Source organism: Cupriavidus consociatus (assembly GCF_017814975.1).
GTDB lineage: Bacteria > Pseudomonadota > Gammaproteobacteria > Burkholderiales > Burkholderiaceae > Cupriavidus > Cupriavidus consociatus.
In genome coordinates, this window is record NZ_JAGIQA010000003.1 from 17627 (window position 1) to 36873 (window position 19247).

A 19247-nucleotide genomic window follows, 5' to 3' on the forward strand; every position below is an offset into this window, starting at 1 on the left:
GCTGGCAGTAGGTGCCGATGGAAATTTTGCCTGCAGGGATCTCTACGTCCAGACCTTTGCACGATCGAACCATGGTCCGGATGATTGGATTTCTCAGCCGGAGGAGCAGTGGCATCTGCTGGCTCGGATTTTGCCGCAAAGCATCGTGACGTATCCCGTTCACACTAATCCCCATGCGCAGCGTTATCTGAGGCCTCGACATGGACGCATTCGGACACTCATTCTTCAGGGTGGCGAAGACCATGCTATGCCGGATAGTCCCGCGGACGCGGTATCGCTCATCGAGGCGGCGCTGCCCTGGCGTGCCTCGAATGATTGCGCTTACGGCCTCGGACTGACGAAGGAGTTGGATGCAATCTGCTTGGGCATCCAGCAGATTCCTGGCGTCGATACGCTCATTGTGACTAAAGACGGTGAGTCGAAGCTCGAAGGCAGCGCGGTAGTGATGCCCGAGCGAGAATTGGACATGCTGAGGCGCGCACTGGAAAGGGCGAATCGGCATGTGCGAAGTCGTGTCCAGTTGGCGAAGGCCACGCACATCCGGAATACCCTGCTGACCCACTTGTGCCCCGACCGCTTTCCCCCGATCGTCCAAGTCGGGGCCACCGGCGAGCTCGTCGAGGTGCGTCTGGACCGAACGCGTCAATCGACTGCGGCGGTTCGCGCGCAGCGGCGTGCTACGGTTCGGGCCGTACGAGAGAATGCTGCGCTGATTGCCAATGAAGCACCCGAGGAGCTAATGGAGCTCCATGCTGAGATCGAGCGGGTAACCTTGGTCAGCATGATCGAGCGTTATGAGGGGATGCTGGCGCAGTCTCTACCTGAAGGCCGGTGGCAGTCCTTTTTCGAAAACAACATCTTCATCTTGACGATGCTGTTTGCTCGGCCTGTTCGACTGCTTCATGCCCAGTTTCATGCTCAAGGCTCGAGTCTGAGTGGCGCTGGCGCGCAAGTTGGAGACTTCTTACTCGGTGAACTGGGGCAATCGCTGGCAATCGTTGAGATCAAGAAGCCTTCGACCGTGCTAATGCTTAACGCCGCGTACAAGAACAGCGAGGTGTATGGACCAAGTGCCGAGCTGAGTGGGGCAATTACCTAGGTGCTGTATCAGCAGAGTGCCCTTCACAGTAACTGGCTTTCTCACCAGATTCGGCCGGAGCTGCGTGATTCCCGTCCCGACGCGACGAAATGCGTGATTATTGCCGGCATGACACCAACGCAGGAACGGCAGCGGCGCAGCTTCGAAATTTTCCGCAATGCGTGCAAAAATGTCGAGGTGGTAACTTTTGACGAGCTATTAGGCAAGCTGCGAGTCCTGTTGCACTACCTGGCTCCTGCGAGCTGTGCAGGCACCACCGATCACGGTACTAAGCCGGATTGCTGCGTCACCGGAATCTGAGAAAGGTTGAACTCGTGTATATCTCCAAGATCCATATCGAGAATTTTCGTCGGTTTGGCGCAGGCAATGAAGCCTTTGAGCTGTCGCTGAATCCCGGCCTTACAGCCCTAGTCGGGGAAAATGACGCCGGGAAGACGGCCATCATCGACGCGCTGCGTCTGGTGATTGGCACGCGTGACCAGGAGTCGCTGAGACTGGATAGCACCGATTTTCATCAGTCGCCCCTTGGGGAGCGTGCCAAGGACATCAGAATTCAGCTCACGTTTTCGGCGTTGACGCCAAGCGACAGAGCCGCATTTGCCGAGTATCTGACCTACCACGAAGACGGCCTTGCCGACCCGCATCTCATTGTGACATGGATTGCTCGGCGGACGGAGGGTGGCTCTGGATTGCGCAAATACCTGCCGATTGAATGGCGGACGGGAGCCATTGGTGACGGCCCCTCACTGGACTCGGAAGCCCGCTTCCAGCTTCAGGCGACCTATCTACGGCCGTTGCGTGACGCCGAGCGCGCGATGTCGGCAGGGCGTGGGTCGCGCCTATCCCAGATACTGCAGCATACAAAGGAGATCAAGGACGGCGTCGATTTTGACGTCCAGGCGCTCAACACGCTGAAGCCAGAAGATCTTAGCGTGTTAGGCGTCGGCGACTACACGAACTACCTGATCGAAACGTCGCGCGGTGTGACAGTGACGCGCCAACGGCTAAATGACGACTATCTCAGGCATCTGTCCTTCTCCGGAGATATTCTGAATGCCCGCGTCCGCATTAACGGACATCGAGACGACAGTACCCGGTTGCGAACGCTTCTCGAGAAGCTTGAAGTCGCATTGGGCTCAAGCGACCTGTCGGAAGACGCACACTCTCGTGGCTTAGGTTCGAACAATGTCCTGTTTATGGCCTGTGAACTTCTGCTTCTGGGCACGGAGGAGGATGGCTTTCCCCTGCTAATCATTGAGGAACCGGAGGCTCATTTGCATCCGCAACGTCAGCTGCGGCTGATGGGCTTCCTCGCGAATCAGGCATCTCGGGAGCGGCCGGATGGCCAGCAAATTCAAGTCATCCTTACCACTCACAGTCCGAATCTGGCTTCCCACGTGAAACTGGATAACCTCGTACTCGTACGGGACGGTCGAGCCTATCCGATGGGCGAGGGTCAGACGAAGCTTGAGAAAACGGATTACCGCTTCCTGCAACGGTTCCTTGATGTGACGAAGGCAAACCTGTTCTTCGCCCGTGGGGTTGTCATCGTCGAAGGGGATGCTGAAAACATCCTGCTTCCGACGCTCGCAAGGCTTGTGGGACGTGATTTCGAACGATTCGGAGTTTCCGTCGTCAATGTGGGAGGTGTCGGACTTAGCCGTTATGGTCGAATCTTCATGCGTCGGAGGACAGAGGCTAACCGCGAGCTAAAAGTTCCCGTCGCATGCATTACCGACATGGATGTGATGCCCGATTGCGCGCCGCAAATTGTGGGGAAGATCGAGGCGGGCGCGATCATACCCGCGCTGCCGGGTTCGAAGCGCCGCTGGAGGGTAAAGAGCGACTTCTCGCCGGGAGGGCTGGAGTCGAGGCGGCGCAAGATCCGCGATAAAGCCCATGAGCAGCACGTTCGCACATTCGTGGCGGACGAATGGACGCTCGAGTACGATCTTGCGTACTTCGGCTTGGAGAAGGAACTGTGGTTGGCGGCTGCGCTAGCCGACGCCGATGACAAGCTGAACGAGAAAAAGACAACGCCATTTCGGGTTATGTGGACGGCTTTGCATGCCTACAAGAAGATCGCTGGCCTGTCGCAAGAGGAACGTTGCTCGCACGTGTACGAGCCCTTCGCCCGATCCGGGGGCGTGTCGAAGGCGATTGCCGCGCAGTATTTGGCGGAACTATTGGAGTCGGGCGTGCGGAGGGACGAGAAGGCGCGGGATCGTTTGCTTTGGCGCCTTCCTCAATATATCCGGGATGCTATCGCCCATGTGACTGAGCCGTTTGAACCGCCACCTACATCGGCGCCCGAGGCCACTGCGGCTGACGACGCGCTTGACGACGCGAACTGCCCAGCGAGGACACTGGGGACTGAACATGCGTGAACCGATTGCGCCAAGCCTCAGCCTTATCAGCGATACGGAAATCGCGTGGGCATGTGCCATCATGGGGTTGCCAGATAACGCCTTCTCGGCGGAGGGGAGAGCGGATCCCCGGCTTGCTGTCATGCGGTCCCTGGACACGCTCGATGTCGAGGCCTGTCCTGGTAGCGGCAAGACAACCTTGCTGGTCGCGAAACTGGCAATTCTCGCCAACCGATGGACATCGAGTCGCAATGGGATCTGTGTTTTATCGCATACCAATGCCGCCAGGACTGAAATTGGTGATCGCTTGAGCGCATCAAGCGCGGGCGTACGCCTGCTGCGCCACCCACATTTCATTGGCACCATTCATTCGTTCGTGAACGAGTTCCTGGCAGTGCCTTGGCTGCGTTCCAAGGGATTCCCCATCAAAGCGATCGATACGGAAATTGCACTGCAGGATCGGTGGCGCCGGATCCCACGGAACATTCAACTCGGTCTCGGCAAAAAGTATATGGGATGGTGGTCCATGACGTACACCAGACCAGATTACACGGGAGGACCGAAGGAAGAGTACTCCAGTGCAACCCCGACATACAAGGCCATGCTTGATGCATGCCGGGCGTCGACTGCGGCGGGGTACTATTGCTTTGATGAAATGTTCATTTGGGCATCGGAATTGCACGACCGTCATCCGTATGTCATTAACACGATCCGTCGTCGCTTTCCCTTCGTTTTTATTGATGAAGTCCAAGATAATTGCGAATTGCAAGCAGCATTTCTGCACCGGCTGTTTGTGGACGGCGAGAATCCTGTGATTCGTCAACGCTTCGGAGATTCTAACCAAGCAATCTATCATGCATCGGATGCCAGTGGTGCAGTAACCGATCGCTTTCCGGGACCCGAAAAGGCTGATCTTCCGAATAGCTTTCGGTTTGGGAACGAGGTTGCCTTGGTGGCTGCGCCGCTGGGGGTTCGGCCCCAAGCGCTTGTTGGGCTGGGACCAACACCAGCGAAAGTTCAGCACGCCACCTGCAAGAACACGCTCTTTCTGTTCGATGACACGTCGGTATTGGATGTGCTTCCCGCGTATGCGCGCCATTTGCTCAAATCCTTTGATCACGAGGCGCTCGCGAGAGGCGAGTTCACAGCGGTAGCTGGAGTTCATCGGTCTGATAAAGACGACCATCTGCCACGGTTCATGGGGCACTATGCGCCTGACTACCTTCCCGAACTCGCCGGTCGTCTGCCCAAACCAGCATCGTTCCTCCAGTTTCTCGCGCGCGCAAGGCTGGAGCTGGAGGAAACCCGAAGCACTCATCCAATGACGCGATGTTGCGCGGAGGCGATGCTCAAGCTCATCGAACTCTCAAGTCCAGATCACACCATCCCGCCTGTACGCCCCGCTCATCGGCACCTGCTTACGCTACTCAGCAGCGACGTGGATCGCCGGAGCTATCTGACGATTCTGGATACCTTCATCGTACAGCGAGGCCATGTGTCTGCGGACCAATGGCAGGACACGATCCGCCCAAGGTTGATTGCATTAGCCGCTGGGGTCATTGGAGGGGCGATCACCAAAGGGGCGGCCCTCCAGTATCTCGCGTGGACAGAAGAATCGACTGTGCCAGAGAATGTTGAAGTGAAGCGTACCGTCAATCAATTTCAGTACCCTGACAAGAATCCAAAAGTTTCGATTCGCCTCGCATCGATCCACGGGGTGAAAGGGGAGACGCATACCGCCACGCTAGTCCTTGAGTCCTTTCAGAAGACGCACCAACTGAAGGCACTGCTACCGTGGCTTACCGGAAAGAAGCCAAAAGGGAAGAGCGACAATACGGCAGAAACTCCGACGCTACAGGAACGTCTGAAATTGCACTACGTTGCCATGACCCGCCCTTCCCATATGCTGTGTTTGGCGTTGCGGCGCGATGCCCTGGGCAAGGGAGATCTAGAGGCTTTTCAGGGAAGGGATTGGCATATTGTCGATTGCAGTGCTTCCGAAAACTAGCCCGCTACTGCGCGTGGCAAGACAAAGTTGACTAAGTTCAAAGAAATAGGGAAGGGGGGCTACTGTGGGGCCAATACTGGATCTGCTCAAGCATTTGAAACTGGGCCGCTCGCCGGTGTTCGCGGTGTTCATCGCGTTAATCGGCTATCTGGTAGGTAGGCGCTTTTGGCCAAACGACATAGATCCGTTGCCCTCCGGATGGACATGGGTGCCTCCCATCTTGGTCATGGCCCTCGGCGTGCAGATCGCTGTCTGGATGGTTACACCCATCTACGCTTCCATCAAAGCTGCGCGCACCGATGGACGAGCGCGGAAAGCCCATTTAGAGTCTCCGCTCAACGAGGCGGAATCGCAGGTGCTGTATTGCATTGCAAAGAGCAACGCGAGGGAAGTGAACCTCTACCTAGCGGCCGAGGCCGCACAACTGCCGTTTAGCGACACGGAACTGCTGGCGATTGCCAATCGTCTATGCTCGCGGCAGATCCTCAGCATACCGGCGTTCAGTGGGGCGAAGGTTGCCTTGACGGATGCCGGCCGTCGGCGCTCGGAGAGTGTCGTCCAGAGAATTGACGCAATGATCGCCGCGGAGTTGCAGGTAGGCGACCGGGTGCGTCACATCAACACGGGCCAAGAAATGGTAGTTGCCAACAAGACCGCACACATCGGCAAGACGTTCCAATACGGCCATCCAGTCATTTGCCAATGGGATCAGAAGGACGGCCCCAGGGTGAGTTCGTACCAGCAGGCCCTCCTGGAACGGCTCCCGCCGGCGACTGATGAAAGCTGACGCTGCGCGGTCTTGCCTTCGTAAACGACGCCATATGGTAGGTCAGTGATGACCAGGTCCGCGACCGTTACCCATTGGTCCAGGAGCCCGATGTGCGGGCAGGCCTTATAAATGAAGTTTGCTGCGGCGCGAACCGGCCAATCTTTGAAATTCCGTTGCATGAGGAGTCTGTGGCCCGCAGATTATGAGCTCGGCGAACTGCCGACTGCTCCGCCGCGGCCCAAGGTCAAACGTGCTTTTGGCAGTCATTCGTCGTTGCCAAGTCAGGCTAAAACTTGAAGGAAATAAATGATGGTAATGACAGATATTTACGCATTCGTAGGGGCACTAGGGGCCGTGGTCACTGCAGTAGCTACCTTTTTTCTCTGGCGCGTCACTACAGTCTTGGCAAAAGAGACAAAACGGATGGCGGAAGCCACCTCGCAGCCCCACGTGGTGGCCACGCTGGACGTGAACCGTTGGTCAGTTCGGCATTTCGATCTCAACGTCGACAACACCGGTAATGCCACGGCCTACGATATTGAAATTGAATTCGATCCCCCGCTGGAGAACGGAGAAGCTCGCAGGGACCTTGACATTCCGTTACAACGAATCAGCGTACTCAAACCTAGTCAAGGCCTTTCCAGCCATGTCGCAGATTACGCGGCGATAAAAGACAAGGCGTACACGGTCAAGATCAGTTGGCGTCGCTCACCGACGGATGCTTTGCGAGAGGAGAACTGTTACATCTTGAATCTAGCTGACAAGATTGGCATTAGCCAACTGGGCAACGACCCACTTGTTCAAGCGGCCGGTGATATTCGGAATTTTCGAGAAGATTTTTCTCGGTTTGCGCGCGGGCACACGCGCTTCAAGGTCGATTCATTTTCTTCATCGGATCGCCGCCGCGAGCAAGAGGCCATAGCCGAAAGGCGACGCCAATCGCTGGAAGAGCAATTGCATGCGTCGAGTGGTGCTGCTGACTCAGCCCCGGCCAGACAAAACGGCTCCATGGATAACCAGTTCTGACACCTAGCCCGTCGTCACTGCCTCCGACGCGGCCCACTCCGAAAGTTCGGCCCCGCAGGTCACCGTTGGGCAACTCTCGCAACTAGGGAAGGGCCAGAATTGTAAAGAAAGCGCGGACAGCCAACGCAATTCGACTCTCCCCGTCGATCTGGCCACCGAGCTGACAGAAGCGCTAGTATGGTCGTTGTCTGCCGACTTGTGATCTGTCAGGTATTCGAGCAAGGACAAGCCAGCCGGCACAGTGAGGGTCCGAGTACTCCGCCCAGGTACGAAATGCGGCAAATCTGGCGCCCCAGACTTCCGCCAGTGATGGTGTTGCACCAACCGTACAAGTTGAGAAGCTCTCTGGTAACGTCGCGGCAGCGGGGCGAGAGCCAAGTTTGAATACGCTTGTCGTGTGGTATATGGTGCAGATTGCGCAATCGGAGACAGATGTGGGCCGAATCTTTGTCAACTTACCTGATACGCAGATTGAGGCATTAGCGGCAATAGCGGAGGCCGACCATCGTTCACGGGCGGCTATCGTCCGCGATGCCCTCAAGACGTACATTTTGCAGCGAAAGCTGGCGCTTGAGGCTGATGTGTTCGGGCTGTGGAAGGACAAGAAGTTCGACAGCCTCGCATACCAGGAGGACCGGCGGTCGGAATGGTGAATGGCGATCGATATGCATCAAAAGGCACTTTCGTCGCGGCGTGCGGTAGCAACGGCACAGTCAGAACCGGCCCAGCTGGGAGCTGTCGGAGAAGGATCTTTTGAACATAACGGTTCTTATGCGTTTTTTGCATAACCATCGGCAACGCGCATTGGGGCAACAATTAGGCCGGGGCGATTCGCGCTATATGTTAAGAGGGTCTACTCCGGCCCCCTGACGATTTCTCCCCACGAAAGTAGCGATGTGGCGGTTGTTCGCTTTATCGGGGCGAGCACTTGTAGTGCGATGCTAACCAACTGGATAGGTCTGATAATCTCGCGGTCCACATCGTGAATTTTGGCTTCCGTGGTATAGATTGCTTGCTGGTCTCCTGCACCTCGCCAAGCTTCTTTCAAGACGGCGCTGTAGTGCCCGGTAGCTTGGGTACCGCTACCGTCATTGCTGATGTCGACGGCAGCGAGCAGCTTAACTGCCTCCTCATCGCCATCCGGCACCAGTTCTATGCGTACCCGCAACATAGGTCAATTCCTTGCTTGGTTGGTTCATTGCGTGGGCTGGTCTTGCTCCATATCGTCAAGCTTGGTTCGAAGTGTTTCCACGAGCCAGCAGACGAAGTTTTCCCATCCATCTCGGCTGATGGCTAAGCCCTTGCCACCCTCGATCAGAACGCAGGTTGGTAGCTCTCTGTCTGTGAGCTCAGGATGGAGCAGCAGCCAGCGAGCCAGGATGTTCTCCAACTCGTACGGGACATCCTGGAGATGCAGGTAGGTGCCGACCTCAGCTTCGAAGTGCGGAAGCCCTGCCGGCAGCCAGGCCGACAAGAGTCGCATTTTCTGTTGCAGTGACATAGCAGATGGCCAAGACAACCCATTTCGTTCCCATCTGTGATGGTAAAGCGGATTTCAGTGGCCGAGTCAAATGTTGGCCGAAGTGACCTCAGGGGGAACTGCGCACGGTCGCCAGAGCGCTGCCACTGAAAGTGAGATGGCCAAGGCGGAGCCGTCCAGGGCCGCCAAGCCATGGTTTTTCTTCCCGAGCGGGAAGTTTTGCCCGCTTGACCCAGACTTTTTCACCCAAATCTTCCCGCTCGGGAAGGATGAAGGCCGCGCCTCGAGCGCGAGTCGGTGAACTCTTGACGTAAAGCCGTGCGGAAAAGATAAAAAGTGTCCCATCAATCATTGCACGACACTTTTACGTAGAGTTACCGGACAGGTTTACGTTAGAGGACTAAAGCCGCCAGCATGCCAGCCTTGGCAAGGGGGTACGACATTTCTATTTGGCTCAAGTACGACATTACTATTTGGGCCTAACAACTTGGTTTCGCATAATCTATCTTATGTTAAACGAATGCCAGCCCTGACACGCCTCGCGGTGGCTTGAGCGCCCTGGCGCCCGTCCTTCAGCGGCCCGCCTTCGGCGCCATCGACACAGCAAACGCTTCGGTATAGACCGCCTGCACCTGGTCGCCGCGCCGGATGGCCTTGAGTTGCTGCGGATCGCTGACATGCACGTCGATCGTTTTCCCTTTGGGGCCTTTGAGCGTCACCATGCCGCTCTTGCGGTTGACGTTCACGACATCCGCAGTCACGGTCACCTCCCGGCCGATGCTGCCGCCGGGCTTGGCTCCTGGCGGCGCGCGTTCGATCGTTTCCCGCTCGATGGCAGATCGCATGCCGGTCTGACGGGTCATGCTCACGGACAGCGCTCGCTTGTACTCGACGGCCACCACGTCGCCAATGCGGACCTGGTCGAAATTCCGGACGTCGTCGCCGACCTGCAGGTCGGTAACCTTGCCTTGCTTGTTCCTTAACGAGACCGTGCGCGTGGCACTGTCGATGGCCACAACGGTCGCGGTGGTCTTGACGGTCTCGGTTGCCATCATCGCCCCGACGCCGGACGCGACATGCACGCTGGATTCTGGCTGGGCTGGCGCTGCACCGCTGGCTGCGGCCAGCGCGCAGGCTACGAGTAGCTTGGCGAAATGCATGCTCGGCTCCATGGCGCTGAGAAACTTTCGGATACGTGAGGTTTAGTTCATCCGCGCCAAAGTACAAGGCGCGCGGCAAATCACGGAGGTGGCAGCAGCGCGCGCATGCACCAACGTTGCCTTCGCTTTCGCGGGGTTCCGATGACTTGCTGGGCACGCCATCGTCAGGCAGTTTTGCAGACCTGAACTTGTGGGCGCGAAGCCACAGGACCTTACCAGGCTGTTTTGTTCACCTAGACTAGTGAGCAGCGGCAAACATAGCGCGCGGTAAGGGAGGAGACATGGAACCAACCTTCTTTCCCGCCATCCTGGTGGCGGCGGCATTGGCTTGTTTCGTATGGCAATTGCGAAACCGGTTTCTGCTGTACTGCAAATCCTATCTCCTGCTTAACGGACTCGTGCTAGCGCCGGCTAAAAGTCGAGAGGTCTCCCTGGTCGGGCACTATGAAGGCAGGGATATCAGTGGTGTGGTGCCGGCGGAATCCATTCTCTACAAGATCGAGTCACCCTTGAAAATGAAACTGGCGCCTGCCGGACTAGCACAAGGCAATGCGCCGGTCGTGCACGCATGGGATGCGCCAAAGTATTCGGTGCAGGTGTTCTGCCGGGGCGAGACGATATGGTCCGGTGCGGTTTCGCGGCGCGAAGCACTACGGGTACGCGAGGCAGTCGAAGCTTTCCGCAGGCGCGCCAGGGCGCCTCGAAGCGGAGACAAGGCGGTTCATGACCTGCAGCTTCGCTGGGTGGAGTGAGGATATTGGAGAATCCCGGCGAACCGGATGCTCGCAATCGTTTTCCCCGCTATCGGCCAAAAGGATTAGCCGCATTGATCCCTTCTCCTCGTTGCCAAGTCCTGGTTTGCGCTGAAGAATGCAGTCATGGACCAAGGGAGGCTGACGATGGAAATGCGTTGGGAGAAACTCTACTCAGGCGGCCTGGCCGAATTTCACAAGTCCGAATCCGGGGCCTGCCGTGCGGCGCGGCGCGCAAGCGCGCTCGACGCGGTGTGGCTGGGAGCGCTGTTGACGGTATTGATAATCGGCAGCGCCCTGCTCTTCAATTGAAACCGACACCGCTATGGCTGGTCCCATGCCGTTTCCAGGCGGGGTGTCCGGCAAACGATAGCCACGTCATGCGGATCGCAGGCGCTTGCATCATGCCCCGCCTCGTAGGTATAGTCACCCGCGATGACTCCATCGCGGAGACTTGCCGATGAGCGCCTTCATTGCACGCAGCCGGGCCAGCGCCGTGGCGTACATCAACGCCTGTGCGCAAGGTACTGTCGAGCTGGACTATGAGACAGCGTGGGAGGATGCGATCGAACTCGGGCGAATGGGCCAGAAGCTGGGGGTCGATGTCCAGTATCGGACGGTGGAGCATATCTGCGTCGAATCTGCCGACGCCCTGACACGCGGACTGCGTGAAAAGAAACTGACCTTCCGGCAGCGATACCTCTATTGCAGGTTCGACATGGTTGCGCTGCCTGAGGCGATCCTGTGCGAACTCGAGACCCTTGCCATCGAGCATGGCGACTACATCTTGCCCGGCCACTTGCTCGGGGAAACTACCCTCGTCTGGCGCTAGCGATAGCCACGAAACAAACTGCGCTCTGCAGTCCGGCGTGGTGGCCTGATGTGGTGATAGGCAGATTCACCTAAGGATCAATCCCTACAGGCAGCACGCCCCCTCGAAAGTAGGATAAGTGGACGAACTACACGAGGGTTTCCGCTATGCGTCCTCACTATGCTACCGAGGCGGACTGGCCGGACATTAAAGCACTCCTGCACGCCTCATCATTATCCGTGGCGGGGGTTCAGGACCGGATCGGCGAATACATGGTAATCCGGGATAACGCCGGCCTGCTCGGCTGCGCGGGGCTGGAGCGTTATGAAAACACGGGCGTCCTCAGAGGCCTTGCCGTTGCACCGCGCGCCCGCTCATCCGGCCTTGGCGAACTCCTCATTTCCGCCATCGTCGCAGACGTCCGTCGCGATGGCGTCGAATCGATCGTGCTGCAAACCAGCAATGCGTCCGGCTACTTCGAGCGCATGGGCTTTACGCCCATCAGCTACGCGGAACTCGCTCCGGCGGTCCTTGCCTCTGCGGCAATGCGCCGGGACCAGGTGGAAGCCGGGACACTGATGCAGATCGCGCTGTGAAAATCGTCACCGCCGCCGTGGCCGCGCCCTCCCTCGCTAAGGTATCCTTTCGCCTTCAAAACGGTCTTCGCAGGGGAAGCAATGCGGCGCGTCGTATTCAATCAGAAAGGCGGGGTTGGCAAGTCAACAATCGTATGCAATCTCGCGGCGATCAGCGCCAGCGAAGGTTTGCGCACTTTGGTGGTTGACCTGGATGCCCAAGGCAATTCGACCCAATACCTGATGGGCGCGCGCGCCGGCGACGCAAGTCCGAGCGCGGCAAACTTCTTCGAGGCGTCCCTGACCTACAGCTTCAAGCCGGTGGACCTGGCGTCCTTTATCCATCCGACGCCGTTTGAGAATCTCGACGTGATGCCCGCGCATGCCGACCTCGACGCGCTGCATGGCAAGCTTGAATCCCGCTACAAGATCTACAAGCTGCGCGATGCCCTGATCGAGCTGGAGGCAAGCTACGACGCCATTTACATCGATACTCCACCAGCCCTGAATTTCTATACCCGTTCGGCACTGATTGCCGTAGAGCGCTGCCTGATCCCGTTCGACTGCGATGATTTTTCGCGGCGAGCGCTGTACACGCTGCTCGACAACGTGAAGGAAATCCAGCAAGACCACAACGACGCGCTGGAGGTCGAGGGCATCGTCATCAACCAGTTTCAGCCGCGCGCGAGCTTGCCGGCAAAGCTGGTCGAAGAGCTGGTCACCGAGGGATTGCCGGTGCTTGAATCGCGGCTGTCTGCCTCGGTGAAGATCCGGGAATCGCACCAGCACGCCATGCCGATGATCCACCTTGACCCTCGGCACAAGCTGTCGCAGGAGTACCTGGCGCTGCACCGGGAACTGGCAGGCTGAAGGCCGTCATACCGCTGTATCCGGAAATGGCGCGGCTGCCGCCGTGCCATGGGGTCCACGCTTCACGCATTCCGGAGCAGCGCTGACGGTCCCGTCCGAACCCCGGCAAAAGCGCCGGGAGACAAGCATGCGGGTTTCGGTGCACACCGCGCCCCAGACCTAGGGTAACCCCCGAGCTCCCCCTTCTTGCCTGTTTTCGCCCGCCTGTCTATTCTGAATCCACGAATTGTCCGGACAAAAAAATAATTACGGACAATATGGTTCACGATCCGGCCCACCGGACTTTCCACCCCTCGACAGGAAAGAGGAGACAAGCATGCCTGCCCCACTTCGACTCGCGGCGATCAGCCTATCGCTAACCTTTGCCGTGCTGGCCTTGCCTGGCACTGCGCAAGCGGAATTCCCGGACAAGACCGTCCGCATCGTCGTGCCGTACTCGCCTGGCGGCGGCACCGATATCGTCGCGCGCCGGCTGGCGGAGCGGCTGACGCCGCGCCTGAAACAGACCGTGGTGGTCGAGAACAGACCCGGCGCCAACGGCATCATCGGTACCGACGCCGTCGCCAAGTCGGCCCCTGACGGCCATACCTATGTGCTGGTGGTCAATACGCACCTGCTGAATCCGATCCTCTACAAGAAGATGCCTTATGACACCTTCAACGACCTGATCGGGGTCACGATGGTGGCCAAGTCGCCGCTGGTGTTCGTCACGCAGACGGAGTTCCCGGCCACCAACGCAGTCGAGTTCGCACGCCATGTCAAGGCGAAGCCGGACAAGTACTCGTATGGCAGCTCCGAGAACATGACCCGGCTGGTCGGCGCGATGTACAACAAGGCGCAGAACCTGGACATGGTCAACGTCGCCTACAAGGGTGGCGCGCCGCTGATGACCGATGTGGTCGGCGGTGTCACCACGGTAGGCGTCACCAGCGTGCTGACCGCCAAGCCGTTCATCACCTCCGGGAAGCTGCGCCCCCTCGCGGTCACCGGCGCGCAGCGCACGCCGGCGCTGCCCAACGTGCCGACCATGATCGAGTCCGGCATGAAGGACTTCGAGGTCTACACCTCGTACAGCCTGTATGCGCCGGCCAAGACCCCGAAGGCGGCGCTGGAGCGCATGCAGAAAGAGGTCCATGCGGTGGTGATGTCGCCGGACATGAAGGAAATCCTGGCCGAACAGGCTGCCACGCCGGTAGCGCAGCCGGTGGACGAATTCAACGCCGAGGTGAAGAAGGACTTCGCGCTCTGGCAACGCCTGGCCAAAGAGGTAAACCTGCAAGCGGAGTAAAACGAGTCAACATGGAAACGACCAAGACCAACACCCAACCGATCGGCCCGGTGGCGGGCGGATGGACGCGCCGCGACGTGGAGCAGGACAACAGCTGGATCCATGTGCTGAGCGAGGCGGAGATCGACGCGCTGGAACAGGCGCTGCGCCACGCGCAACAGAGCGGCAAGGACCGCTTCGACATGTCGCTGGAAGACTTCCCGCTGGACGCAGGCGTGCGCCAGCGCCTGGTTGCGCTGATCGACGAGACCCAAGGCGGCTTCGGCTTCAAGCTGCTGCGCGGTTTCCCGGTGCAGCGCTGGGATGAGGATGCGCTGCGGCTGCTGTTCTGGGGGATCGGCCTGGCACTGGGTGTGCCGCGTCCGCAGGGCAAGCTGAGCCAGTTCGTGTCCGACGTGCGCGACGCGGGCGGCACGTACCGCTCCAATACCGGCCGCGGCTACAACACGCGTTCGGGTCTGGATTTCCATGCGGATGGCAGCGACATGGTCGGCCTCTTCTGCGTGCGCACCGCGAAGAGCGGCGGATCCAGCCTGATCTCCAGCTCGATCGCCGCGCATAATGAAATGCTGCGTCTGCGCCCGGATCTCGCCGCCGAACTCTACGCACCACTGGTCTTCAGCCGCCAGGGCGAGCAGGCCCCCGAAGAAGCGCCGTACTACGCCGCGCCGGTGTTCGGCATCCGCGACGGGCATTTTGCCTGCCGCCATATCCGCAACCATATCAAGGGCGCGCAGCAAACCTTCCCCGACGTGCCGCGGCTGACGCCACAACAGACCGAGGCGCTGGACCTGTTCGATGACCTGCTGGCGCGCGAGGACCTGTGCTACCACATGGACCTGCAAGCCGGCGACATCCAGTTGCTGAACAACCATATCGTGCTGCACTCGCGCACCGAGTACGAAGACCATCCCGAGCCCGAGCGCAAGCGCCACCTGTTCCGGCTGTGGCTGTCGCTGCCGCAGGCGCAGCCGCTGCCGCACGGCTGGCTCGATGCCTACAAGGACGTCGATGCCGCCTGCGTGCGCGGCGGCTTCCGCGGCATCGGCATCACGCCGCAGATCCGCGCGTTCGAGGCCCGTATCGCCAGTGCGCACGGCATGAAGCTGCGCATCTACCCCGAAAACAAGGAAGCTGCGTGATGACATCGACCAACACTGAAGCCAACGCGCGCCCGACCATGCGCGAACTGCTGGCGCGCAAGCGCCTGATCGCCGCACCCGGCGTGTTCGACATGATCTCGGTACGGATCGCCAGCCGCATGGGCTTCGACTGCCTGTACATGACCGGCTATGGCACGGTAGCGTCCTATCTGGGCCTGCCCGATGCCGGGCTGGCGACCTATACCGACATGGTCAACCGTGTCGGCGCCTTCTGTTCCGCGGCCACCATGCCGGTGATCTGTGATGGCGATACCGGCTACGGCGGCCTGCTCAACGTCGCGCATACGGTGCGCGGCTACGAGCGCGCGGGCGCCAGCGTGATCCAGCTCGAGGACCAGGAATTCCCCAAGAAATGCGGCCACACGCCGGGCCGCCGGGTGATTCCGGCCGAAGACATGGTGAAGAAGATCCAGGTCGCGGTGGAAGCGCGCGAAAGCAAGGACTTCATGATCCTCGCCCGCACCGATGCACGGACCTCGCTGGGCCTGGACGAGGCGCTGCGCCGCGCCGAAGCGTATGCCCGCGCCGGCGCCGACATCCTGTTCGTCGAGTCGCCGGAGTCGGAGAAAGAGCTCGAGATCATCGGCAAGACCTTCGACCTGCCGCTGCTCGTCAACGTGGTGGAAACCGGCCGCACACCGGTGCTGCCGGCCGAGACACTCGAGCAGATGGGGTTCGCCATCGCGATTTATCCCGCAGTGGGCTTCCTTGCCGCGGGCAAGGCGCTGGAAGACGTCTATAAGCACGTCAAGGCCAACCGCACTTCCCTGGGCATCGGCGACCGGCTCTATGACTTCCCGCGCTTCAACACGCTGATGGATTTTGAGTCGGTGTGGGAGTTCGACAAGCGCCACGCGTCATGACCGTTGAGGTCCCCGGCCGGTGGCGCGCTACCGTCACCCTCTCCTGCTCGCTGGCGATACAGATGGTCGCGACCGCCAGCACGCTGGCATTCGCGGTGCTGGCGCCGGTGATCCCCGGCGTCGAGCTGGCAAGCGTCGGCATCTACCTGGCCATGGTCTATGTCGGCGGCATGCTCGGCAGCCTGGCCGGGGCCGGGCTGGTGGCAGGAGTGGGTCCGGTACGCGCATCCCAGCTGGGGCTGCTGGCGCAAGCCGTGGCGCTGGGCCTGCTCGCCACCGGCGAGCCACAGGCAAGGCTGCCGGCCGCGCTGGTCAGCGGCCTGGGCTACGGGCCGATCACGCCGGCAAGTTCGCAGATCCTGGCGCGCAGCACCACGCCGGACCGGATGGGTTTTGTGTTCTCGCTGAAGCAGACCGGCGTGCCGCTGGGCGGCTTGCTGGCCGGCGCGGCGCTGCCACTGCTGGCCGCACTGTGGTCGTGGCGGGCGGCACTGGGCGCGCTCGCGTTGCTGGCGCTGCTCGTGGCCGCGCTCAGCAATGGCCAGCGGCGCGAGTTTGACCGCGGGGCGACTGGCCGCATGACGTTCGGCGGCAATCTCGGGCGGCTGTTCGGCGACGTGCTGGCCGATGGCCGCCTGCGCTCGATGGCGGCGGTCTCGCTGCTGTTCTCGGCGTGCCAGTTGTCGGTCAGCGGCTACCTGATGGTGTATTTGACGACCGAGGTCGGCATCGGCCTCGCCCAGGCCGGCATGGTCTATGCGGTGACGCAAGGCGCCGGCATCGTGGGACGTATCCTGTGGGGCCATCTGGCCGACCTGACCGGATCGCCACGCGGCGTGCTGATCTTCCTGTCCGTGCTGATGAGCGCGAGCGCGGTGGCCACCGGCCTGTTTACGGCGCAGTGGACGCTGGTACCGCTGTGCGTGGTTTCATCGCTGCTCGGCGCGACGGCAATCGGCTGGAACGGCGTCTATCTCGGCGAGGTCGCGCGGCTGGCGCCCCCTGGCCGCGTGGCCTCGGTTACCGGTGGCGCGCTGTTCTTCACTTATTTTGGCGTGGTGTCGGGGCCGCCGGCGTTCGGCTACCTTGCCGAGCGCAGCCACAGCCTGGGCGTGGCCTATCTTGCGTTGGCGGCCGTGCCGGCGCTCAGCGTGGCCTTGCTGCTGTGGAACGGGCGTGCCCGAGGCCGGACGGCGGTGGCGGCGCCTGCCTGCCAGGCTGGAGAGGCCGACAACCCGCCACAATCGCCGCTCAACTCGTGATGCGGGCCTGTCGCTTGCCCGTGTGACGGGTCGCGGCTATGCTGCGAGCGTCATTCACCACCACCGAAGCACCGGAAACATGGAACAAGCTGGCAGTCTCGACGACGACGCAGTCGGTCCCGACGCGGACGTGCGCAATGGTGCCGGCCCGCGCTACATGGCGCTGGCACGGACGCTGCGCTCGGAAATCGAGAACGGCACCTACCCGGTCGGCAGCAAGCTGCCCACGGAAATGGAACTGTGCAAGCAGTTCGGCGCCAGCCGCCATACCGTGCGCGCCGCCATCGAGCGGCTGGTCAGGCTCGAACTGATCACGCGCACGCCGCGCATCGGCACGGTCGTCACCGCATCGCGCGCCAAAGGCGGCTACGAACTGGCCGTCGGGCAGGTCGGCGACCTGCTGCAGTACGCGGCCAGCACCCGCATGCGCGTGGTCTCGCGTGGACTGCGCGAAGTCGATGAAGATGCCGATCCGGTGCTCGGTCCTTACCTCGGCCAGCACTGGCTGGTGATCCGCGGCGTGCGCACCGGCGACGCCGGACCCGCGCCGATCTGCTACAACGAGGTCTGGGTCCACCCCGACTTCCGTGGCGTCAGCGGGACGGAACGGGATATCGAGGCGTCGGTGTTCCATCTGATCGAGCAGCAGTTCAATGTCGCCGTATCGCGCATCGAGCAGGTCATCCATGCGGGCGCGCTGCCCGCTGACATCGCGCAGTTGCTGCTGGTGCCGCCCGGCACGGCGGGGCTGTGGATCAACCGGCAGTACCGGGATGCGGGCGGCAGGCTGATCGAGATGGCGTTGTCCGTGCATCCTGCAGACCGGTTTTCCTATCGCATGGTGCTGGACCGGACGTGGCGCAGCGTGCAGGGGTGAGCGCTCGCGCCGGGTTGCATTGGCGGTGGAATATCCGAAGTTTCCAGGGCGGCAGAAAATGGCAAAAAAATCAAAATTACGTTAATTGCCATCACACTTCACCTGCCGACCACGCGCGTTTCCAGCTTGAATGCGCCAGCCCGGAATCATGGGCGCAAATATGGTGCCATTGGCCAATGGCAACCGGATGCATAATGCGCCCGGAACCTTTTCTGGGTGTCCAGGCGCCGCTCAGCGCACGCGCTTCATCTCACCATTATTAGGCGAACACTTAATTTTGAGCGCAAGGGCTGTTTGTTGCGAGCACGCGTCATGTATTCGTTACAAAACCTTTGCATGGACCTAAACAATCGGCCACCATTCGTCCCGCAAACAAAAATAGAACGAGAACGGGGAATCTCAAGTGGGCGATGCATTACTTCAATATCTGACCGAGCGCCATGCCTCTATACAATGGCGTGACTTTATCGAGGCATTGGTCGAGGAACTGTCTGCCCAGCTGGGCGATGCCGGTGTCAACGCGCTGATGGCCGCTACCGGCGCCCGTTTCGCCGCTCGCTTCCCGCTAGGGCCCTGCGGCACGGTTGCCGATCTCGAACGCGCCATCGCGCAGGTCTGGCTCGACATCGACTGGGGCTGGACCAGTATTGCCGATACCGGCGATGCCTTGCTCGTGCAACACCACTGCGCGCCCCGCACCCGGACGGATGAAGGCAACGGAGCACCCTGGCAGGCCGCGTTCCTGACCGGCGCCTACCAGCACTGGTTCCAGTCGCTCGGGTCGTCAGGCTTGCTGCAGGTCACGCAAGCCTCGCCGTTCGATGCGACCGGAAGCATGAGCTTGCGCCTCGGACGCTGAGCCGGCCGCCAGTTTCTTT

The 19247-nt window shown here is 60.3% G+C and carries 19 protein-coding genes and 1 pseudogene; 17 read left to right on the forward strand and 3 right to left on the reverse strand.

Going from position 1 to position 19247, the window contains the following annotated elements:
- Positions 1-247 precede the first annotated feature (247 nt).
- The 6 genes and pseudogenes from J8I82_RS39335 to J8I82_RS05285 all read left to right on the forward strand — a co-directional run bounded on the left by J8I82_RS39335 (position 248) and on the right by J8I82_RS05285 (position 7921).
- Positions 248-1399, forward strand: a pseudogene (locus J8I82_RS39335) (Shedu immune nuclease family protein).
- A gap of 14 nt (positions 1400-1413) precedes the next feature.
- Complete coding sequence (locus J8I82_RS05265; protein ID WP_209755071.1) at positions 1414-3486, forward strand: ATP-dependent nuclease; 2073 nt, start codon at positions 1414-1416, stop codon at positions 3484-3486.
- Positions 3479-5473, forward strand: coding sequence for a UvrD-helicase domain-containing protein (locus J8I82_RS05270; protein ID WP_209755073.1), 1995 nt, complete (start codon positions 3479-3481; stop codon positions 5471-5473). The genes J8I82_RS05265 and J8I82_RS05270 overlap by 8 nt, the downstream gene beginning before the upstream one ends.
- A gap of 94 nt (positions 5474-5567) precedes the next feature.
- On the forward strand, positions 5568-6260 hold the full coding sequence (locus J8I82_RS05275; RefSeq protein WP_209755075.1) for a hypothetical protein: 693 nt from the start codon (positions 5568-5570) through the stop codon (positions 6258-6260).
- 288 nt (positions 6261-6548) lie between these two features.
- Entirely contained in the window at positions 6549-7268 is a 720-nt protein-coding gene (locus tag J8I82_RS05280; RefSeq protein WP_209755077.1) for a DUF8453 domain-containing protein, read from the forward strand.
- A gap of 380 nt (positions 7269-7648) precedes the next feature.
- Positions 7649-7921: a ribbon-helix-helix protein, CopG family gene (locus J8I82_RS05285; RefSeq protein WP_336620890.1), complete on the forward strand. Its 273-nt coding sequence runs from the start codon at positions 7649-7651 to the stop codon at positions 7919-7921.
- Positions 7922-8121: 200 nt separating this feature from the next.
- On the opposite strand, the gene J8I82_RS05290 is transcribed toward J8I82_RS05285, so the two are convergent.
- From J8I82_RS05290 to J8I82_RS05300, 3 genes are all read right to left on the reverse strand, one after another.
- Entirely contained in the window at positions 8122-8439 is a 318-nt protein-coding gene (locus J8I82_RS05290) for a hypothetical protein (RefSeq protein WP_209755080.1), read from the reverse strand.
- 24 nt (positions 8440-8463) lie between these two features.
- The gene (locus tag J8I82_RS05295) at positions 8464-8769 is read right to left on the reverse strand and encodes a hypothetical protein (RefSeq protein WP_209755082.1); all 306 of its coding nucleotides are present in this window, start codon (positions 8767-8769) and stop codon (positions 8464-8466) included.
- A 551-nt stretch (positions 8770-9320) separates the two neighbouring features.
- Positions 9321-9908, reverse strand: a complete 588-nt coding sequence (locus tag J8I82_RS05300; RefSeq protein WP_209755084.1) for a hypothetical protein — start codon at positions 9906-9908, stop codon at positions 9321-9323.
- Positions 9909-10189: 281 nt separating this feature from the next.
- On the opposite strand from J8I82_RS05300, the gene J8I82_RS05305 reads away from it, so the two are divergent.
- The 11 genes from J8I82_RS05305 (at position 10190) to bcsD (ending at position 19228) form a co-directional block, all read left to right on the forward strand.
- The gene (locus J8I82_RS05305) at positions 10190-10660 is read left to right on the forward strand and encodes a hypothetical protein (protein ID WP_209755085.1); all 471 of its coding nucleotides are present in this window, start codon (positions 10190-10192) and stop codon (positions 10658-10660) included.
- Positions 10661-10807: 147 nt separating this feature from the next.
- A complete protein-coding gene (locus tag J8I82_RS05310; protein ID WP_209755087.1) occupies positions 10808-10972 on the forward strand; it encodes a hypothetical protein in 165 nt (54 codons plus the stop codon).
- A 148-nt stretch (positions 10973-11120) separates the two neighbouring features.
- Positions 11121-11492, forward strand: coding sequence for a PHA-granule associated protein 4 (locus J8I82_RS05315; protein WP_209755089.1), 372 nt, complete (start codon positions 11121-11123; stop codon positions 11490-11492).
- 146 nt (positions 11493-11638) lie between these two features.
- Positions 11639-12067 carry a GNAT family N-acetyltransferase gene (locus J8I82_RS05320; RefSeq protein WP_209755091.1) on the forward strand — a complete coding sequence of 143 codons (429 nt, stop codon included), beginning with the start codon at positions 11639-11641 and terminating at the stop codon, positions 12065-12067.
- An 81-nt stretch (positions 12068-12148) separates the two neighbouring features.
- A complete protein-coding gene (locus tag J8I82_RS05325; protein WP_209755093.1) occupies positions 12149-12916 on the forward strand; it encodes a ParA family protein in 768 nt (255 codons plus the stop codon).
- Between the two features lie 316 nt (positions 12917-13232).
- The gene (locus tag J8I82_RS05330) at positions 13233-14204 is read left to right on the forward strand and encodes a tripartite tricarboxylate transporter substrate binding protein (protein WP_209755095.1); all 972 of its coding nucleotides are present in this window, start codon (positions 13233-13235) and stop codon (positions 14202-14204) included.
- 11 nt (positions 14205-14215) lie between these two features.
- Positions 14216-15346, forward strand: coding sequence for a TauD/TfdA family dioxygenase (locus J8I82_RS05335; RefSeq protein ID WP_209755097.1), 1131 nt, complete (start codon positions 14216-14218; stop codon positions 15344-15346).
- 38 nt (positions 15347-15384) lie between these two features.
- Positions 15385-16230 (forward strand): isocitrate lyase/PEP mutase family protein, encoded by an 846-nt coding sequence (locus J8I82_RS05340; protein WP_245179477.1) that lies wholly within the window; start codon positions 15385-15387, stop codon positions 16228-16230.
- A 62-nt stretch (positions 16231-16292) separates the two neighbouring features.
- On the forward strand, positions 16293-17492 hold the full coding sequence (locus J8I82_RS05345) for an MFS transporter (protein ID WP_209755101.1): 1200 nt from the start codon (positions 16293-16295) through the stop codon (positions 17490-17492).
- A gap of 79 nt (positions 17493-17571) precedes the next feature.
- Complete coding sequence (locus tag J8I82_RS05350) at positions 17572-18369, forward strand: GntR family transcriptional regulator (protein ID WP_209755103.1); 798 nt, start codon at positions 17572-17574, stop codon at positions 18367-18369.
- Positions 18370-18772: 403 nt separating this feature from the next.
- Positions 18773-19228 (forward strand): cellulose biosynthesis protein BcsD, encoded by a 456-nt coding sequence (gene bcsD / locus J8I82_RS05355; RefSeq protein WP_209755105.1) that lies wholly within the window; start codon positions 18773-18775, stop codon positions 19226-19228.
- The last annotated feature ends 19 nt before the right edge of the window (positions 19229-19247 follow it).

Excerpts from the sequence above, each read along its gene's own strand:
- J8I82_RS05325 (WP_209755093.1), top strand. The coding sequence starts at position 12,149 with ATGCGGCGCGTCGTATTCAATCAGAAAGGCGGGGTTGGCAAGTCAACA.
- J8I82_RS05350 (WP_209755103.1), top strand. The coding sequence starts at position 17,572 with ATGGAACAAGCTGGCAGTCTCGACGACGACGCAGTCGGTCCCGACGCG.
- J8I82_RS05270 (WP_209755073.1), top strand. The coding sequence starts at position 3,479 with ATGCGTGAACCGATTGCGCCAAGCCTCAGCCTTATCAGCGATACGGAA.
- J8I82_RS05310 (WP_209755087.1), top strand. The coding sequence starts at position 10,808 with ATGGAAATGCGTTGGGAGAAACTCTACTCAGGCGGCCTGGCCGAATTT.
- J8I82_RS05290 (WP_209755080.1), bottom strand. The coding sequence starts at position 8,439 with ATGTTGCGGGTACGCATAGAACTGGTGCCGGATGGCGATGAGGAGGCA.
- J8I82_RS05330 (WP_209755095.1), top strand. The coding sequence starts at position 13,233 with ATGCCTGCCCCACTTCGACTCGCGGCGATCAGCCTATCGCTAACCTTT.
- J8I82_RS05320 (WP_209755091.1), top strand. The coding sequence starts at position 11,639 with ATGCGTCCTCACTATGCTACCGAGGCGGACTGGCCGGACATTAAAGCA.
- J8I82_RS05295 (WP_209755082.1), bottom strand. The coding sequence starts at position 8,769 with ATGTCACTGCAACAGAAAATGCGACTCTTGTCGGCCTGGCTGCCGGCA.
- J8I82_RS05305 (WP_209755085.1), top strand. The coding sequence starts at position 10,190 with ATGGAACCAACCTTCTTTCCCGCCATCCTGGTGGCGGCGGCATTGGCT.
- J8I82_RS05345 (WP_209755101.1), top strand. The coding sequence starts at position 16,293 with ATGGTCGCGACCGCCAGCACGCTGGCATTCGCGGTGCTGGCGCCGGTG.
- J8I82_RS05280 (WP_209755077.1), top strand. The coding sequence starts at position 6,549 with ATGATGGTAATGACAGATATTTACGCATTCGTAGGGGCACTAGGGGCC.
- J8I82_RS05335 (WP_209755097.1), top strand. The coding sequence starts at position 14,216 with ATGGAAACGACCAAGACCAACACCCAACCGATCGGCCCGGTGGCGGGC.
- J8I82_RS05300 (WP_209755084.1), bottom strand. The coding sequence starts at position 9,908 with ATGCATTTCGCCAAGCTACTCGTAGCCTGCGCGCTGGCCGCAGCCAGC.
- J8I82_RS05315 (WP_209755089.1), top strand. The coding sequence starts at position 11,121 with ATGAGCGCCTTCATTGCACGCAGCCGGGCCAGCGCCGTGGCGTACATC.
- J8I82_RS05340 (WP_245179477.1), top strand. The coding sequence starts at position 15,385 with ATGCGCGAACTGCTGGCGCGCAAGCGCCTGATCGCCGCACCCGGCGTG.